The sequence below is a fragment of the Pseudarthrobacter cremeus genome, assembly GCF_051857465.1.
In the GTDB taxonomy this organism is placed as follows: Bacteria; Actinomycetota; Actinomycetes; order Actinomycetales; family Micrococcaceae; genus Arthrobacter.
The window spans coordinates 235658-252945 of sequence record NZ_JBPZHC010000006.1 but is presented as its reverse complement, the minus strand read 5'-3'; the positions used below and the strand labels follow the sequence as shown (position 1 = coordinate 252945).

17 protein-coding genes and 1 riboswitch are annotated in these 17288 nt (G+C 65.7%); of the genes, 8 read left to right on the top strand and 9 right to left on the bottom strand.

The window, feature by feature from the left end:
* Position 1: 1 nt before the first annotated feature.
* Both purQ and purL read left to right on the top strand, forming a co-directional pair.
* Positions 2-775, top strand: a complete 774-nt coding sequence (purQ, locus tag ACS5PJ_RS13340) for a phosphoribosylformylglycinamidine synthase subunit PurQ (RefSeq protein ID WP_439435357.1) — start codon at positions 2-4, stop codon at positions 773-775.
* Complete coding sequence (gene purL, locus ACS5PJ_RS13335) at positions 772-3081, top strand: phosphoribosylformylglycinamidine synthase subunit PurL (RefSeq protein WP_439435356.1); 2310 nt, start codon at positions 772-774, stop codon at positions 3079-3081. The genes purQ and purL overlap by 4 nt, the downstream gene beginning before the upstream one ends.
* A gap of 78 nt (positions 3082-3159) precedes the next feature.
* Here purL and ACS5PJ_RS13330 read toward each other — a convergent pair whose 3' ends face one another.
* The 4 genes from ACS5PJ_RS13330 to ACS5PJ_RS13315 are packed head-to-tail and all read right to left on the bottom strand — an operon-like array spanning position 3160 to position 4778.
* A complete protein-coding gene (locus ACS5PJ_RS13330; RefSeq protein WP_439435355.1) occupies positions 3160-3453 on the bottom strand; it encodes a DUF503 domain-containing protein in 294 nt (97 codons plus the stop codon).
* 21 nt (positions 3454-3474) lie between these two features.
* A complete protein-coding gene (locus ACS5PJ_RS13325; protein ID WP_439435354.1) occupies positions 3475-3792 on the bottom strand; it encodes a putative quinol monooxygenase in 318 nt (105 codons plus the stop codon).
* A gap of 31 nt (positions 3793-3823) precedes the next feature.
* Positions 3824-4366 carry a DUF1990 domain-containing protein gene (locus tag ACS5PJ_RS13320; protein WP_439435353.1) on the bottom strand — a complete coding sequence of 181 codons (543 nt, stop codon included), beginning with the start codon at positions 4364-4366 and terminating at the stop codon, positions 3824-3826.
* Positions 4359-4778, bottom strand: a complete 420-nt coding sequence (locus ACS5PJ_RS13315) for an MmcQ/YjbR family DNA-binding protein (RefSeq protein ID WP_439435352.1) — start codon at positions 4776-4778, stop codon at positions 4359-4361. Before ACS5PJ_RS13315 ends, ACS5PJ_RS13320 begins: the two co-directional genes overlap by 8 nt.
* Positions 4779-4823: 45 nt before the next feature.
* Between ACS5PJ_RS13315 and ACS5PJ_RS13310 the strand changes: the two genes are divergently transcribed.
* Positions 4824-5852 carry an isopenicillin N synthase family dioxygenase gene (locus tag ACS5PJ_RS13310; RefSeq protein WP_439435351.1) on the top strand — a complete coding sequence of 343 codons (1029 nt, stop codon included), beginning with the start codon at positions 4824-4826 and terminating at the stop codon, positions 5850-5852.
* A 20-nt stretch (positions 5853-5872) separates the two neighbouring features.
* On the opposite strand, the gene ACS5PJ_RS13305 is transcribed toward ACS5PJ_RS13310, so the two are convergent.
* On the bottom strand, positions 5873-6298 hold the full coding sequence (locus tag ACS5PJ_RS13305) for a CoA-binding protein (protein WP_439435350.1): 426 nt from the start codon (positions 6296-6298) through the stop codon (positions 5873-5875).
* Between the two features lie 539 nt (positions 6299-6837).
* On the opposite strand from ACS5PJ_RS13305, the gene acs reads away from it, so the two are divergent.
* Genes acs through ACS5PJ_RS13285 form a run of 4 tightly spaced genes read left to right on the top strand, consistent with a single transcriptional unit; the run spans position 6838 to position 11808 of the window.
* Positions 6838-8796: an acetate--CoA ligase gene (acs, locus tag ACS5PJ_RS13300; protein WP_439435425.1), complete on the top strand. Its 1959-nt coding sequence runs from the start codon at positions 6838-6840 to the stop codon at positions 8794-8796.
* Positions 8793-9986: a dimethylsulfone monooxygenase SfnG gene (sfnG, locus tag ACS5PJ_RS13295; protein WP_439435349.1), complete on the top strand. Its 1194-nt coding sequence runs from the start codon at positions 8793-8795 to the stop codon at positions 9984-9986. The genes acs and sfnG overlap by 4 nt, the downstream gene beginning before the upstream one ends.
* Positions 9986-11317, top strand: coding sequence for an O-acetylhomoserine aminocarboxypropyltransferase/cysteine synthase family protein (locus ACS5PJ_RS13290; protein ID WP_439435348.1), 1332 nt, complete (start codon positions 9986-9988; stop codon positions 11315-11317). The genes sfnG and ACS5PJ_RS13290 overlap by 1 nt, the downstream gene beginning before the upstream one ends.
* Positions 11314-11808, top strand: coding sequence for a CoA-binding protein (locus tag ACS5PJ_RS13285; protein ID WP_439435347.1), 495 nt, complete (start codon positions 11314-11316; stop codon positions 11806-11808). Before ACS5PJ_RS13290 ends, ACS5PJ_RS13285 begins: the two co-directional genes overlap by 4 nt.
* A 57-nt stretch (positions 11809-11865) precedes the next feature.
* Here the strand turns inward: ACS5PJ_RS13285 and ACS5PJ_RS13280 are convergent, their stop codons facing one another.
* The 4 genes from ACS5PJ_RS13280 to ACS5PJ_RS13265 all read right to left on the bottom strand — a co-directional run bounded on the left by ACS5PJ_RS13280 (position 11866) and on the right by ACS5PJ_RS13265 (position 15537).
* Entirely contained in the window at positions 11866-12753 is an 888-nt protein-coding gene (locus ACS5PJ_RS13280) for a hypothetical protein (RefSeq protein WP_439435346.1), read from the bottom strand.
* Positions 12750-13301, bottom strand: a complete 552-nt coding sequence (locus ACS5PJ_RS13275; RefSeq protein WP_439435345.1) for an RNA polymerase sigma factor — start codon at positions 13299-13301, stop codon at positions 12750-12752. The genes ACS5PJ_RS13280 and ACS5PJ_RS13275 overlap by 4 nt, the downstream gene beginning before the upstream one ends.
* 233 nt (positions 13302-13534) lie before the next feature.
* Entirely contained in the window at positions 13535-13912 is a 378-nt protein-coding gene (locus tag ACS5PJ_RS13270) for a YegP family protein (RefSeq protein WP_439435344.1), read from the bottom strand.
* Between the two features lie 335 nt (positions 13913-14247).
* Positions 14248-15537 (bottom strand): adenylosuccinate synthase, encoded by a 1290-nt coding sequence (locus tag ACS5PJ_RS13265; RefSeq protein ID WP_439435343.1) that lies wholly within the window; start codon positions 15535-15537, stop codon positions 14248-14250.
* Between the two features lie 277 nt (positions 15538-15814).
* A riboswitch (SAM riboswitch) is annotated at positions 15815-15921 on the top strand.
* Positions 15922-15934: 13 nt separating this feature from the next.
* Between ACS5PJ_RS13265 and ACS5PJ_RS13260 the strand changes: the two genes are divergently transcribed.
* Positions 15935-17143 (top strand): cobalamin-independent methionine synthase II family protein, encoded by a 1209-nt coding sequence (locus tag ACS5PJ_RS13260; protein WP_439435342.1) that lies wholly within the window; start codon positions 15935-15937, stop codon positions 17141-17143.
* Positions 17144-17288 lie beyond the last annotated feature (145 nt).

The window sequence follows — 17288 nt, the reverse complement described above, 5'->3', positions numbered from 1 at the left end:
GATGACTGAACTCCCCCTGATCGGCGAGGCAGTCGCCGTCGCCGCCGAGCCGCGCCTCGCTGGCGCCCGGATCGGCGTCGTCACCTTCCCCGGCACACTGGACGACCGCGACGCCGCCCGTGCAGTCCGGCTCGCAGGCGGCACCGCGGTGCCGCTCTGGCACGCCGACACCACCCTCGGTGACGTGGACGCCGTCGTGATTCCCGGTGGATTCTCCTACGGTGACTACCTCCGCGCCGGCGCCATTGCCCGCTTCGCGCCGCTGATGTCCAAAATCATCGACGCCGCCAACTCCGACGCCAAGCTGCCCGTGCTGGGTATCTGCAACGGCTTCCAGATCCTGACCGAATCGCACCTGCTGCCCGGTTCCATGATCAAGAACGACCACCTGAAGTTCATGTGCCGCGACCAGGTCCTGCGGGTTGAAAACAGCAACACCGCCTGGACCCTGGACTACGAGGCGGGCCAGGAAATCACCGTTCCGTTGAAGAACCAGGACGGCCAGTACATCGCCGACGAGAAGGTCCTGGACGCGCTCGAAGCCGAAGGCCGTGTGGTGTTCCGCTACGTGGGCTTCAACCCGAACGGCTCACGCCGCGACATCGCCGGCATCTCCAACGCCGCCGGCAACGTGGTGGGCCTCATGCCGCACCCGGAGCACGCAGTGGAGGTTGGCTTCGGCCCGGAATCCCTGGATGGCATCGGCGGGTCCGATACCGACGGCCTCGGTTTCTTCACCTCCGTTTTGAACAAGATTGTGGGAGGCGCCAAGTGACCACGGAAACCACCAAGAAGTTCAACATCGACACCGTCGAGAACGCTGCCAAGACGCCGGACACGGAGCTTCCCTGGGCCGAACTCGGCCTGAAGCAGAACGAGTTCGACGAGGTAGTCAAGGTCCTGGGCCGCCGCCCCACCGGCGCCGAGCTCGCCATGTACTCGGTCATGTGGAGCGAGCACTGCTCCTACAAGTCCTCCAAGAACCACCTGCGCCAGTTCGGCGACAAGGTGACCGAGGAAATGAAGAAGGACATGCTGGTGGGCATCGGCGAAAACGCCGGCGTCACCAACCTGGGCGACGGCTGGGCCGTGACGTTCAAGATCGAGTCCCACAACTCGCCGTCGTTCGTGGAGCCCTACCAGGGTGCCGCCACCGGCATCGGCGGCATCGTCCGCGACATCATCTCCATGGGCGCCCGCCCGGTGGCAGTGATGGATCCCCTCCGCTTCGGCGCGATCGACCACCCGGACACCGCCCGCGTCATGCACGGTGCCGTTGCCGGCATCGGCGGCTACGGCAACTCCCTGGGCCTGCCCAACATCGGCGGCGAAATGGTCTTCGACTCCGTGTACCAGGGCAACCCGCTGGTCAACGCACTGGCTGTCGGCGTCATGCGCCACGAGGACATCCGCCTGGCCAACGCCTCGGGCAAGGGCAACAAGGTTGTCCTGTTCGGTGCCCGCACCGGCGGCGACGGCATTGGCGGCGCCTCCGTGCTGGCCTCGGAATCCTTCGACGACACCAAGCCGTCCAAGCGCCCCGCCGTCCAGGTGGGTGACCCCTTCGCCGAGAAGGTCCTGATCGAGTGCTGCCTCGAGCTGTTCAAGGGTTCCCTCGTTGAGGGCATCCAGGACCTCGGCGCCGCAGGCATCTCCTGCGCCACCTCGGAACTGGCCTCGAACGGCGACGGCGGCATGGAAGTTGAGCTGACCTCCGTCCTGCTGCGCGACCCCACCCTGACCCCGGGCGAAATCCTGATGTCCGAGTCGCAGGAACGCATGATGGCCGTGGTCACCCCGGAGAACATCGCTGCTTTCGAAGCGGTCATGGACAAGTGGGCCGTGGAGTACTCCTGGCTGGGCGAGGTGACCGACACCGGCCGCCTGATCATCACCTGGGACGGCGTGGTGATCGTGGACGTTGACCCGCGCACCGTGGCCCACGACGGTCCGGTCTACGACCGCCCCTACGCCCGCCCCGAGTGGCAGGATTCCCTCCAGGCGGACACCTTCACCGGCTCCGTCCAGGACGCCGGCCGTCCCTCGTCTCCCGCGGCGCTGGCAGCTGCCGTCACCGAGCTCATTGCCTCACCGAACATGTGCAGCAAGGACTGGATCACCAACCAGTACGACCGCTACGTCGGCGGCAACACCGCGTTGGCGTTCCCGGACGACGCCGGTGTGGTCCGCGTGGATGAGGAAACCGGCTTGGGCGTCGCGCTGGCCACCGATGCCAACGGCCGCTACACCTTCCTTGACCCGTACCACGGCGCACAGCTGGCACTGGCCGAGGCCTACCGCAACGTGGCCACCTCCGGCGCCGTGCCGATGGCTGTCAGCGACTGCCTGAACTTCGGCTCCCCCGAGGACCCGGACGTGATGTGGCAGCTCGCCGAGGCCATCCGCGGCCTGTCCGACGCCTGCATGGTGCTGGGCATCCCGGTCACCGGCGGCAACGTCTCGCTGTACAACCAGACAGGCACCACGCCCATCCACCCATCCCCTGTGGTGGCAGTTCTCGGAAAGCTCGACGACGTCGCCCGCCGCACGCCGTCGGGCTGGCGTGAGGATGGCCAGGCCATCTACCTGCTGGGCACGACGGCGGCTGAACTGGACGGCTCCGAGTGGGCCAACCTGCGCGGCCACCTCGGCGGACTGCCGCCCAAGGTTGACCTCGCCGCCGAGCGCGCACTGGGTGAAATCCTGATCAACGCGTCCCGTGACGGCATGGTCGATTCGGCTCACGACCTCTCCGAGGGCGGCCTCGCGGCGGCCCTGGTGGAGTCCTCGCTGCGCTACGGCGTGGGTGCCCGGATCGCCTTGCAGGATGTCATGGACCGCGACGGCGTTGACCTGTTCACGGCCCTGTTCTCCGAGACCCAGGGCCGCGCCATTGTTGGCGTGCCCCGTTCCGAGGAAATCCGCTTTACGGACATGTGCACCGCCCGCGGCTTCGCCCACACCCGGATCGGTGTTGTGGATGCGGCCAGCGGCCAGCTGGAGATCAACGGCGTGGACACCCTGTCCCTCGATGCCCTCCGCGAAGCCCACGAGGCCACCCTGCCGAAGTACTTCGGCTAGCCCATCCTGAACGCAACGCGGGGTCACTCCGCGCTCAATAATCCTCCGGGATTGGGCGTGGAGTGACCCCGCGTTGCTTTAATCTTCGCTGTGCAGCTCCCGCTGACGTGAACTGAGCAGCTCGAATTCGGGCCGGTTCGCCACGAAACGTTCGACGGCGGTGAGCACCTCCACGAGGTGCGCCCGGTCTGCTGCCACCAGGCCCGCGCCCACCTGCGAGCGCCGGTACTGTTCGTGATTGCCCACCTCGGCGACAGACACGTCGAACCGGCGCTTGAGTTCGGCCAGGAGCGGCCTGATGACGGAGCGTTTCTCCTTCAGGCTCTGGACATCGCCCAGGAGGATATCGAATTCAATCCAACCGATCCACATTCCCCCATCGTAACCACGGGGTCAGATGGTGAGCTCGCCCATCCGGTCCCAGCCCTCGCCGTCGAACTGGCGGCTGATGATCTGCGGGGTCTCGGCCAGGGCCTGCGGCATATCCGCCATCGCCTGCTTGAAGTGCGTGCTGTTGACGTGGTCCGCAGCGGCGTCGTCCTTGAAGGCCTCCACCAATACAAATTCGTGGGGGTCCTCCACACTGCGGGACCAGTCGAACCACAGGTTTCCGGGCTCCTGCCGGGTGGCCTGGGTGAACCCGTCCACGAGGCCGAGCCAGCGCTCGGACCACTCGGGTTTGACTTTGAATTTGACGACGATGAAGATCATGGAATTTCCGTCCGTTTCCGGGAAGGGCCGTTCAGCCCGCGGCGAGTTGGCGTGCGCCTTCAAGGTATCGCGAAGTCACGTGCCTCTGCGCCGCCCGGGTCACCGGGCCACCGACGCGGTAGAGCAAGTTGGCCGGCTTGCTGAAGGCCGTGATCTTCAAAAACACCCGCCCGGTGGCGTCAATCTCCACTTCAAAGGCTTCCTCGCCGCGCGCCGGATGTCCCGGCAATGTGCCGTACCCAAAGCCTGCCGACTGCGGACCGTCGCCCGGCACCGGCCGCCGGACCCACACCACTTCGCAGGGGGCGTTGATCCGGAAAGGTCCGACGCCGAATCCGCTCACCACGCGCGTTCCGGGCCGGACGACGTCGGACTCGGCCCGGACGCGCAGCCCCGACCGCCGCTGCAGCTCCCAGGTCAGGATTCCCTGCGCCACCCGGCGGTACAGCGCCAACCCGTCACCCAGGTAGACCTGGGACATCTGGCTGGGATACCCCGCAGGTGGACGCCCATTCTCGGTGGCGCCGACACCCGGGTAATCGAGGCGGCCGCCGACCAGGCGCTTGTCAGTCAACGGAGCCCCCTTTGGATGTGGACAGCCGCGCCCAGCCCAGCTGCTCTTGCTGCTTCCGGCTCAGGGTGGCCACCACCAGATCGTAGGAGTCCTCCACCATGTCCCGGACCATCGAATCAGGGAGGGCACCGTCCAGCCTGACGCCGTTCCAGTGGGTCTTGTTCATGTGCCAGGCACCCGTGATCCCCGGGTGGGCGGCGCGGAGCTGCTCGGCCAGCGCAGGCTCGCATTTGAGGCTGACCGAAAAGTCGTCCACGTCCAGGGTGGATGCGGCGAACATCTTCGCGTGATGACTGCTTCCGCCGCCCACAGCCGCCCTCACCTTGAAAACCGAAGTCTCCGGTCCGAAGGGAAAATCTTCATATGCGCCGGGAAAAGAAAGGCAGATCTCCCTGAGCTCAGCTGGTTCCATCCTGTGAGCCTACAAAGCCGTTCCCGGCGGTGCTAGTCTGCGAAGATGTCACCTGACCAGGCCACCATCCCTGTTCTGGACTTGAGCACCGCGCGTCAGCCCTACGGTTCCTTCAGCCCGGAATTCATCGACCAGCTGCGGGACGCCGCCCACAATGTCGGTTTCTTCCAGATCACGGGCTACGGTGCGGCTCCCGGACAGGCAGAGGAGCTCCTGGGCCTCATCAAACGCTTCTTCGACTTGCCGCTTGAGGAGCGGATGAAGCTGGACAACCGGCTCTCACCCCACTTCCGCGGCTACACCCGGATGGGCACGGAAGTCACCCAGGGACGGGCGGACGCGCGCGAGCAGATCGACTATTCCCCTGAGCGCGACCCCATCCCCGACTACCCGGCGGACCAGCCGTACTGGCTGCTCCAGGGCCATAACCTGTGGCCTGACGAGTCCTTGCCCGAACTCAAAACCGCGGCCATGGCCTGGGCCGACCTGATGTCCGCCGTGGGCATGGAGCTGCTCCGCGGCATCGCTGTTGCCCTGGGGCTGCCGGAGGACCACTTCGACGAACCTTTCGGCGACCAGCCGGCGTGGATGGGCAAACTGGTGCACTATGTGGGCGGCGTGGTTGAAGAGGCCGGTGACCAGGGCGTGGGATCGCACGCGGACTATGGCTTTGTGACCCTCCTGCTCCAGGACGAGGTGGGCGGGCTGGAGGTGCTGCCGCCGGGAGCGCGCGAATGGGTGGAGGTGGACTACATTCCAGGCGCCCTGGTGGTGAATCTGGGCGAAATGCTGGAGGTGGCCACGGAAGGCTACCTGGCGGCCACCATCCACCGGGTCAAGGCTCCGCCGCCTGGGGTGGACCGGTATTCAGTACCCTTTTTCTGGTCCCCGAGGCTGGACGCCGTGATTGACCCGGTCCCCCTGCCGCCCGAACTCAAGGTACAGGCGCGCGGGTTGTCCGACGACCCGTCCAACCCGATGCTCGCATCATTCGGCATGAACATGCTCAAAGGCCGGATGCGTGCCCACCCGGACGTGACGGAGCGGCACTACCCGGAGCTCATGAAGGGCTGACGCCGGCGGCACAGCAACGGTCAGAGGCTGTATTTCCAGGCCTGCTGGGCGGGGCAAACGTTCATCACAACATCCAGCCCGGCAGCCTTTGCCCGGGCAGCGGCGGCCTCGTCAATAACCCCGAGCTGCAGCCACACGGCCTTGGCCCCCACCGCTATGGCCTGGTCCACCACGGCCCCGACCTTCTGCGAATTCACAAAACAGTCGACGACGTCGATGGGCTGCTTTTCCGCCGGAATCTCGGCCAGTGTCCGGTACCCGGTTTCGCCGTGGACAGCATCCCCTGGGAGGTTGACGGGGATGATTTCCATGCCCAGCCTGTCCCGGATGAACAGTGAGGTGTCGTAGGCAGCACGCCATTCATTGGTGGTCAGGCCGACGATGGCCCACCGCCCTTTGTTTCGCATAAGGCGCTCAATAACCGCTGGATCGTTGACGTGGGCCATGATGCAAGACTACATTGCCAATCCCCCAACGTTCCGTCGAACAATTGAATGATCCGGGGCAGCAATCGCAGGGATGAACGAATATTACGCTTCCCCAACGTGGGATTTGGCGCGGGCCGTGCGGTTCGGCTGTAGTGGTACTGACCATCCCGAGCGGCCGAGAGACCTGGATCTATGACGCCGCAGCATCCCTGGGCGACGCCTGCCGTCGTCAAAGCAGCACAGTTGAGGCGACCATCCTTAACCAATCTGCAGGGTGCTACCGCCAGGATCGATGGAGCATACCCATGACCCCGGAGATTTATCCTGCCACGCCCTTTTTGACCCCGATTTCCACTCCGGGTTCCGCCAGCACGGCCTCACCAGGTGTGCCCGTGGAATCCCCCCACACCACTTCGAACGCGACGGCGATCGGAGCAGGGCTGCGTGACGCGGCCGGCCCCGCCAATAGCCCATCGGGATGGTCCTCGACCGGGCTGCAGGACGTCGCTGTGCACGGCGAACCGTCCGGCGGGCCGGCCCGTCACAGCAGCACTACCATGGCCGACCATCCGGAAGCCCGGCCGGCAATCCAGGACACTGTGGCTTTCTGGGAACAGCAGGCCCTCCGCCTGGACTGGGCCGCGCCCGCAGCCGGGCAGGAAAAGCCCTGGCACACTGCGCACCGCTGGGTTCCAGCGGAAGCGGCAGAAGGAAAAGGCCCCGGGATCACCTGGTTTGAGGGCGGCAAGCTCAACGTCGCGTACAACTGCGTGGACCGCCACGTGGCCAACGGCGGCGGCGACAAGGTGGCCCTTTACTTCGAAGGCGAGCCCGGGGACCGCCGCGCCATCACCTATGCGGAACTGCAGCGCGAAGTGTCCAAGGCCGCCAACGCGCTCCTGGCTCTGGGCATCACCAAGGGCGACCGCGTGGTCATCTACCTCCCGGTCATCCCCGAAACCGTCATCATCACCCTCGCAGTGGCCCGCATCGGCGCCATCCACTCCCTCGTCTTCGGCGGCTTCTCCGCCGAAGCCTTGAAGTTCCGGGTGGAGGACACCGGGGCCAAACTCCTGGTGACCACCGACGGCCAGTTCCGCCGCGGCGTCGCCGTCCCGGTCAAGGACAACGCTGACGCTGCAGTCGCCGGCGAGAACGCGATCGAGCACGTGCTGGTGGTCAACCGCACCACGCCCGCTGGCGAACTGGCAACCGTGCACATGACCGAGGGCCGCGACGTGTGGTGGCATGACGCCGTCGGGCGCGCCCCGGAACTCCACGAGCCGGAGGCGTTCGACGCCGAGACTCCCCTGTTCATCATGTACACCTCCGGGACCACCGGTAAGCCCAAGGGCCTGGTCCACACCTCCGGCGGCTACCTCACGCAGGCGTCGTGGAGCTTCGAGCACCTGTTCAGCAACCCGGACCCCGCGCTGCGGGACACGGACGTGCACTGGTGCACCGCTGACCTGGCCTGGGTCACGGCGCACACGTACGAGATCTACGGCCCGCTCTCCAACGGTGTGACCCAGGTGATCTTCGAAGGCACCCCCAACACCCCGCATCCGGGCCGGCACTTGGAGATCATCGAACGCTACGGCGTGACGCAGTACTACACGGCACCCACCCTGGTCCGGTCCCTCATGGGCTGGTTCCCGGACGGCGTGCCGGACACCTACGATCTGTCCTCCATCCGGATGCTGGGCACCGTGGGCGAGGCCGTGAATCCGGAGGCGTGGCGCTGGCTGCGCCGGAACGTGGGTGCTGGCACGGCTCCGGTGGTGGACACATGGTGGCAGTCCGAAACCGGCGCCACCATCCTTTCCCCCGCCCCCACGGACACGGACTTCAAACCGGGCTGCGCTGCCCGGCCCTTGCCGGGCGTGAGTACCAGGATCGTGGACGACGCCGGCAGGACAGTGCCGCCGGGCGTCCAGGGTTTCATTGTGGTTGACACCCCCGGGCCGGCCATCGCGCGGACCGTCTGGGGAAATCCCCGCCGCTACTACGACTCCTACTGGAGCAAGTACGTGGAGCAGGGCTGGTTCCTGGCCGGCGACGGAGCCAAGTACGACGCCGATGGCGACATCTGGATCCTGGGCCGCGTGGACGACACGCTCAACGTCTCCGGCCACCTGCTGTCCACCATCGAGATCGAGTCGGCCCTGGTCTCGCACCCGGATGTCGTGGAGGCCGGCGTCTGTCCGGTCGCGGATGCGAAGACCGGGCACGCGATTGTTGCTTTCGTGGTTCTTAAATCCGGGGTTTCGGGGGAAGTCGCCGCGGAACTCCGGAACCATGTGGCGAAGGCGATCGGCCCGATCGCCAAGCCCCGCGACGTCGTCGTGGTCCAGGACGTGCCCAAAACCCGCAGCGGCAAGATCATGCGCCGGCTGCTGACCCAGCTCTTCGAGGGGACCGCCCTGGGCGATACCACCTCACTTCAGAACGAACCGGCGATCGCCGGCATCCAGGACGTCCTGCGCGAGCGGACCCTAGTTAAGGAAAATTCATGAATGACATCAGCAACGTTGCCCGTCTTTCCGAACCGCTCAAGTTCGCATACTGGGTGCCGAACGTTTCCGGTGGACTGGTGGTTTCCACCATCGAACAGCGCACCGGCTGGGACTTCGACTACAACAGGAAGCTCGCGCAGATTGCCGAGAACTCCGGCTTCGAATACGCGCTGACCCAGACCCGCTACGCCGCCTCCTACGGCGCGGACAAGCAGCACGAGGCCACCTCGTTCAGCCTGGCCCTTCTGGCCGCCACCGAGCGCCTCAAGGTCATCGCCGCCGTCCACCCGGGCATGTGGCATCCCGGCGTGCTGGCCAAGTTCATCATCACCGCTGACCACATCTCCAACGGACGCGCCGCCGTGAACATCGTCTCCGGCTGGCTCAAGAACGAGTTCACCAACTTCGGCCTCGACTGGCTGGAACACGACGAACGCTACGTCCGCACCGAGGAATTCATCAAGGTCCTCCGCGGCCTCTGGACCGAGCAGGAGTACAGCCAGTCCGGCAAGTACTACAACATCACGGACTTCACCCTGAACCCGGCCCCCGTGGACGTTCCCGGCCGGGCGCACCCGGAGATCTTCTTTGGCGGCAACTCGACGGCGGCACAGGCCACTGCGGGCCGCGTGGCGGACTGGTACTTCTCCAACGGCAAGGACCTGGAAGGGTTCAAGGAGAACATCGCCGGAGTAGTGGCCGCTTCCGGCGAAACCAAGCGCGGCACCGACGGTGCCCTGTCCGCCCCCAAATTCGGGCTCAACGGCTTCGTCATCGCCCGGGATTCCGAGAAGGAAGCCCGCGACACGCTCCGCGAAATCGTGGCGAAGGCGCACAAGCCGGCAGTCCAGGGCTTCCGCGACGCCGTCCAGGAAGCCGGCGCGTCCACCAAGGACGGCAAGGGCATGTGGGCGGATTCCAGCTTCGAGGACCTGGTCCAGTACAACGACGGCTTCAAGACCCAGCTGATCGGCACCCCGGAGCAGATCGCCGAGCGCATTGTGGCGTACAAGAAGATCGGCGTGAACCTGTTCCTCACCGGCTACCTGCACTTCCAGGAGGAAGTGGCGGCCTTCGGTTCGGACATCCTGCCGATCGTCCGCGAGCTCGAGGCCGACCTGGCCCGGAAGCACGGCACCGAGCTGGACTTGTCCGGGACACCGGTTGCTTCCGTGGAGGTGGCTGCGTAATGGCTGACCGCAAGTTTGGTTTCCGCACCCGCGCCCTGCATGCCGGCGGCACCCCCGACGCCGAGCACGGTGCCCGGGCCGTGCCGATTTACCAGACCACGTCCTTCGTGTTCAAGGACACCCAGGACGCCGCCAACCTGTTCGCACTGCAGAAGTACGGCAACATCTACTCCCGGATCGGCAACCCCACGGTTGCGGCGTTCGAGGAGCGCATCGCGTCCCTGGAGGGCGGGATCGGTGCGGTGGCAACGTCGTCGGGCATGGCGGCCGAGTTCATCACCTTCGCGGCGCTGACGCAGGCCGGCGACCACATTGTGGCCGCTTCACAGCTGTACGGCGGAACGGTCACCCAGCTGGATGTGACGCTGCGCCGCTTCGGCGTGGACACCACCTTTGTGCCCGGCACCGACCCCGCAGACTACGCCGCGGCCGTCCGGGAGAACACCAAGGCGATCTTCGTTGAGGTGGTAGCCAACCCGTCCTCGGAGGTCCAGGACCTGGAGGGGCTGGCGAAGGTAGCGCGCGACGCCGGCATCCCCCTCGTGGTGGACGCCACCTTAAGCACGCCGTACCTCGTGCGGCCGATCGAGCACGGAGCCGACATTGTCATCCACTCCGCCACGAAGTTCTTGGGCGGCCACGGCACCACCCTCGGCGGCGTGATCGTCGAGAGCGGCCGGTTCGACTGGGGCAACGGCAAGTTCCCCACCATGACCGAGCCGGTGGCCTCCTACGGAAACGTCTCGTGGTGGGGCAACTTCGGCGAGTACGGGTTCCTCACCAAGCTCCGTTGCGAGCAGCTGCGCGACATTGGCCCCGCCCTTAGCCCGCAGTCGGCTTTCCAGCTCCTGCAGGGCGTGGAGACCCTCCCGCAGCGCCTCGACGAGCACCTGGAGAACGCCCAGGCCGTCGCGGAATGGCTGGAGGCGGACGAGCGCGTGGCCTACGTGAACTTCTCCGGCCTTCCCTCGCACCCGCATTTCGCGCGGGCGAAGAAGTACCTGCCCAAGGGCCCGGGATCTGTATTCTCGTTCGGCGTAAAGGGCGGCCGGACGGCCGGGCAGAAGTTCATTGAAGCGCTGCAGCTCGCCTCGCACCTTGCCAACGTGGGTGATTCACGTACCCTGGTGATCCACCCCGGTTCCACCACGCACCAGCAGCTGAGCCCGGCCCAGCTCGAGTCCGCCGGGGTACCCGAGGACCTGGTCCGCATTTCCGTGGGGCTTGAGGACATCGAGGACATCCTGTGGGATCTTGACCAGGCGCTGGAGGCCGCCTCGGCTTCGGAGGCCGAACCCGCTGATTCCTGCACGATTGGAGCCAGCGCATGAGCACCGCCGAACGCACCTGGACCGGACCGTCCGCACCCGATCGCCTGAACCTGCTGCGGCAGGCAAAGTCGATTGCGATCGTGGGAGCCTCGGACAAACCGTCGCGGGCCAGCTACTTCGTGGCAACGTACCTTCAGTCCTCCACCCGGTACAAGGTCTACTTCGTGAACCCGGTGGTGAAGGAAATCCTTGGCCAGCCCACGTATGCGACGCTCGCGGACCTTCCCGAGAGCCCGGACATCGTGGATGTGTTCCGCAAGCACGATGACCTTCCGGGTGTCCTCGCCGAGGCCATCGCGGCGGGCGCAAAAACACTGTGGCTGCAGCTGGGATCATGGCACGAGGAGGTGGCCGCTGGCGCTGAAGCCGCAGGCCTCAACGTGGTGATGGACCGTTGCGTGAAGATCGAACACGCCCGGTTCCATGGCGGCCTGCACCTGGCCGGCTTCGATACCGGCGTGATCTCCTCGAAGCGGCAGCTGCTTTCCTGACTAAAAAATCCCTACCGCTCACCACGCACCCTGCACACCTTTGCGCGGGGTGGGTGGTCAGCGGCTGAACTTCTTCAGCCAGATCAGGCCGGGGTCGGTTTTGCCGGCCACGGTCTTTCCTGTCTGCGCAAGCGAAGTGACGGCCTCCAGGGTGGAAGTCAGGGCCGCGGGCTTCCCATGGTTTCCCTGGCCGCCCGCCCCGTCAGAACCGGCCTCTTCAGAACCGGCCTCTTCTGAACCGGCATTGCCGGCTTCCTCCCGGCCGTCCCCGGACGCCGCGTCCCCGGCGCCGCTGCCATCAGAGTTGCCGTTCACCGCGAAATCGGCTGCGCCGTCGTCGCCGTTTTTGGACGACGAGTTATCGCCTTGTCCATTACCCGTTGCCTTTTGTTGGTGCGTGGTTTCCTGACGGGATGTCCCCTGGCCGGTACTGCCGGGCTGGTTGCTTCCCGGCCCCGATGTTTCGGGCTGGCCCGCAGCGCCGTCCCGACCCGCCTGGTCGGCTGGTGCAGGGCCGCCGGGACCCCGCATCTCCCCGGAAAGACCGCCGTCCGCCGGGCTGGCGAGCGGGGTTCCTGTGATGGTCCAGGCAGGGCTCCAGTCAGCCAGCATCTGCTGGACGGAGCTGTTGGTGGATCCGTCCGGAACTGACCCGCTGGCAGCCACGCCGGTAACGCCCAACCCCATCCCGGCGATCACGGCAAGTCCCACCACGGAGTTCCGGTGCCTCCGGAGCAGGCGCTGGCGGGCCAGCTGGTCTGCAGGGCCTGTCAGAAGCAGGGCTGCCAGTTCGGCTCCGGGTTCGGGGACCGGGAGGGAACGGAGGGAACCCAGCGAGAGCAGGGCAGAGCGGAGCCTGGCATCGGTTTCGCCGGCGTCGAGCAGCATGTCATCCACGGTCCGGGAAAGGGACCGGGTAATCACCGGGCTGGAGGGAGCATTCATGGCACCACATATTCCTTTACAGCGGACTCCTCGCGGAGTTTGACCAATGCACGGCGCTGCAGCTGCTTTACAGAACCGGCGGTTTTCCCCATAACGTCAGCCACCTGTTCGACGGTCAGGCCGCCGACGAGGCGAAGGGACAAGACTTCCCGCTGCTCATCCGGCAGACCGCCGAGCAGGTCCAGGACTTCCTGGGGGGAGATTTTTTGGAGGACTTCAGTTTCTGCCGACGTGTCCTCGCGCCGGTCCAGTTCCGGTTCGAACGGGAGTTCGACCGGTCTGCGCTGCTGCCGCCGGTGGTCATCCACCATGCGGGCGTGGGCCACGGAGAAGACGAACGTGCGCAGCCCGGCAACCCCGCCGGTGACTGTCTGGAGCCGTGGCAGGACGGCGAGGAAGACTTCCTGCATAACCGCCTCCGGATCTTCTACTCCGCGGGCTGTGAGGTAGCCCAGGACCTGTGCCGCATAGGTTCGGTACACGGTGTTGAACAGCTCCGGATCGCGGGCGCGGGCACGCAATACGTCGTCTGTCAGCGCATCGGTCACGGGACGCAGGGCTTTCGGTGAAGGGGAAGGGGCTTGCCCCGCTAACTTTACCCTCCGGTAACCGTGCTGCCGGCAACCCCACGAGCCGGCTGGGGGACAAAAAGGCCGGGCTGGAACATGATGGGGGACAAGTTCCAGACCGGCGCTTCATAGGGGTAATCGCTGACACAGGCCACAGGGTTACGCCCGGTCACAAGAAACTTTGAAAATCTTATTGAGGCCGGAATTCAGCCTCAGGCGGGCGCCTGTGTTGCGCCGATCCAGCGCGGTGCGGGGACCTGCCGCCGCGGAGCCTTGGCATGGTTGAAGGCTCGGAGCCTGGTCACCGGAACCCGCTGTTCGTCGCACACCGGCTGGACTGCAACCGGCACAGGAACCGGCTCCGCTACTGGCACCGCCACCGGCTGGGCTGCTGCGGCCGGCGGCGAAACGCGTGAAAGGTCCGTGACCAGCCCCGTCCCGGCGCACTCCCGCACGGCCGCGATCCCGGCTGCCACCGCCGGCTTGTCAGCGAACGCCTCCGACACAGCCATCACCGTTCCGTCCGGCCCCATCAGCCTGAACCTGAACAGCGAATCGGCGTCCACAAAAACTTCAAACATCCCGGCCATGGCAAATCCTTCCGGTCTGCGGGTGATCAGCTCCGGCGACGTCCTCGCCACCGGCCTGCCCGGACGCGTTGCTGCGTCCGGTCCCGCGGGTCTGGTCGAACGATCTGTTGATCAGTTCAGCGTGTGCTTAAGAGTCTGGCCGCCGCTCCGGGAGCCCCACAAGACCGGCCCGGTAAACCCTGTGTAAATTGCGTACCACCGCCCGCAGAGCCCGCTCAGGCCCGCCCAGGCCTGGCCAGCAGCGCTGACGCCCGCCCTGTAACCCACGCCTTAACCACCGACGCCGGCGGGGTTACCCTTTCAGGTGACCCGCCGGCGTCGTACGTGTGTGGACTTTAGTCCTTGATGAGGTCGTTGACCACGATGGTCTGATCGCGGTCCGGGCCGACGCCGATGGCGGAGAACCGCGTACCGGAGAGCTTCTCCAGCGCAAGCACATAGTTCCGGGCGTTCTCCGGGAGGTCCTCCAGGGTGCGGGCGCCGGTGATGTCCTCGGTCCAGCCTTCGAAGTACTCGAAGATCGGGACAGCATGGTGGAATTCGGTCTGCGTCATGGGCATTTCGTCGTGCCGGACGCCGTCGACGTCGTACGCCACGCACACCGGGATCTGCTCAATGCCGGTCAGGACATCCAGCTTGGTGACGAAGTAGTCCGTGAAGCCGTTGACGCGGGAGGCGTGGCGGGCCAGGACGGCGTCGTACCAGCCGCAACGGCGCGGGCGGCCGGTGTTGACGCCGAACTCACCGCCCGTCTTCTGCAGGTACATGCCCATCTCGTCGAACAGTTCCGTGGGGAACGGTCCGGCGCCGACGCGCGTGGTGTAGGCCTTGATGATGCCGATCGAGCGGGAGATGCGGGTGGGGCCGATGCCGGAACCCACTGACGCACCGCCTGCCGTCGGGTTGGAGGACGTGACGAACGGGTACGTCCCGTGGTCCACATCCAGGAAGGTGGCCTGGCCGCCCTCCATGAGCACCACCTTGCCCTCGTCCAGCGCCTTGTTCAGGACAAAGGTGCTGTCGATGACCAGCGGGCGCAGGCGCTCGGCGAAGGACAGGAAGTAGCTGACGATCTCCTCCACCTCGATGTCGCGGCGGTTGTAGACCTTGACCAGGAGTTCGTTCTTCTGGCGCAGCGAGCCTTCCACCTTCTGGCGGAGGATGGATTCGTCAAAGACGTCCTGGACGCGGATGCCCAGGCGGGCCACCTTGTCCATGTACGCGGGGCCGATGCCGCGGCCGGTGGTGCCGATGGCCCGGCTGCCGAGGAATCGCTCGGTGACCTTGTCCAGGACCTGGTGGTAAGGCGCCACCAGGTGGGCGTTGGCGGAAACGCGCAGTTTGGACGTGTCCGCACCACGGGCCTGAAGTCCATCAATTTCCTGGAACAGCGCCTCGAGGTTCACCACGCAGCCGTTTCCGATGATGGGAACCGCGTTGGGGCTGAGAATGCCGGCCGGAAGGAGCTTGAGCTCATACTTCTCACCGCCTACGACGACGGTGTGTCCGGCATTATTGCCACCATTGGGCTTAACGACGTAGTCCACACGGCCACCCAAAAGGTCTGTGGCCTTGCCTTTTCCTTCGTCGCCCCACTGGGCTCCTACGATCACGATTGCTGGCATGGGATCCTCCCCCATTCGTTCGGGCCGCACTCCGGGTACTCCATCCGGTGGTGCACCGGACGGCCCACCGAAAGCCGGCGCCGTTCATGAGAACGCCCCGAAGGCAACAGCCTGGCGGGAACGGTTTATGACGCCCTGCCACGCAAGAGTTCGGGGCTCTTACCACCCAAGTTTAGCCGATGCCCGGGTTTCTCCACTCGTTCGGCCTGGCAGGGTTCACACACGAAACAATCGGGCCCGGACTTGCCCGGGCCCCACAGATGGCCTTAAGTGAGAGTACCCATCCGGAGCGGCCGAGAGACCTGGCTCGTTGACGCCGCAGCAACCGCGCATGAGCAGGGACAACTCTGCCCGCGCAGGTGCTACTGCCAGGACCGATGGAAAGGAAAATCCCCCGATGTCCCAGAACTCGGACCACATCCAGGTCACCCACGCAGGTTCCTTGCCCCGCACCCCGGAGCTCATCGCTGCCAACGCCGCGAAGGAGACCGAAGGCATTACCCCGGAATTCCTGGCACTGCTCGAATCGTCGGTGGCGGAGGTCGTCAAGCGGCAGAAAGACGTGGGAGTGGACGTTCCCAACGACGGCGAATACGGACACACCATGTCCAGTTCGGTCGACTACGGAGCCTGGTGGAACTACTCCTTCGCGAGGCTCGGCGGCCTGGAACCGACAGATGTGGACCGGTGGAAGGACGCCACGGTGCACCGCTCGTCTCCCGGGCACATTGTGCTGACCTCTTTTCCGGACCGCCGCGACAGGCTTGCTTTCAACGACGCCTACACCGATCCGTCCTCGGGGATCCTGGCGCACCGCAAGAGCGTTTCCCAGCCGAAGATCACCGGGCCCCTGACCTACACCGGACAGGACTTGGTGAACTCCGATGTCACCAACCTGAAGAAGGGCCTCGCCGCCGCAGGCCTCAACCAGGGTTTTGTGGCGTCGCTGTCCCCCGGGTCATGCGCCCGCGTGGCCAACGAGTACTACAAGTCCGACGAGGAGCTGCTCTACGCCTGCGCCGACGTGATGCGGGAGGAATACAAGGCCATCATCGACGCCGGCCTGACAGTGCAGCTCGACGACCCTTCCCTGGCCGAAAGCTGGGACCAGATCAACCCCGAGCCGACGTTGGAGGACTACCTCAAGTTCATCCAGCTCCGGGTCGAGGCCACCAACTGGGCCCTGCGTGACCTGCCCCAGGAACAGATCCGCCTCCACGTCTGCTGGGGATCCTGGCACGGCCCGCACACCACCGACATTCCGTTCGGGGACATTGTCGGCTCGGTGCTGCAGGTCAACGCCGGAGCGTACTCCTTTGAGGCCGGCAACGTCCGCCACGAGCACGAATGGCGGGTCTGGGAGGACACGAGGCTTCCCGAGGGCAAAGTGATTATTCCCGGCGTGGTGTCACACGCCACCAACGTGGTGGAGCACCCGGACCTCGTCGCGGACCGGATTGTCCGTTTTGCCGAGGTAGTGGGCCGGGAGAATGTCATCGCCTCCACCGACTGCGGGCTGGGCGGGCGCGTCCACCCGCAAATCGCCTGGGCCAAGCTGGAGGCCTTGGGCGAGGGCGCCCGCCGCGCCACCAAGCGTCTCTGGTAGTTTTTCGATCCGGCTGCAGGGTCCGTCCTGTGCCTTCCATCACGGGAAGGCCATGGACGGACCCTGCATTTTGCGGGGCTTGCTAAACTGATAGAGACCGACCAGGAATCGGTCCACAACACATTTCAAACCATCCCGGACTTGG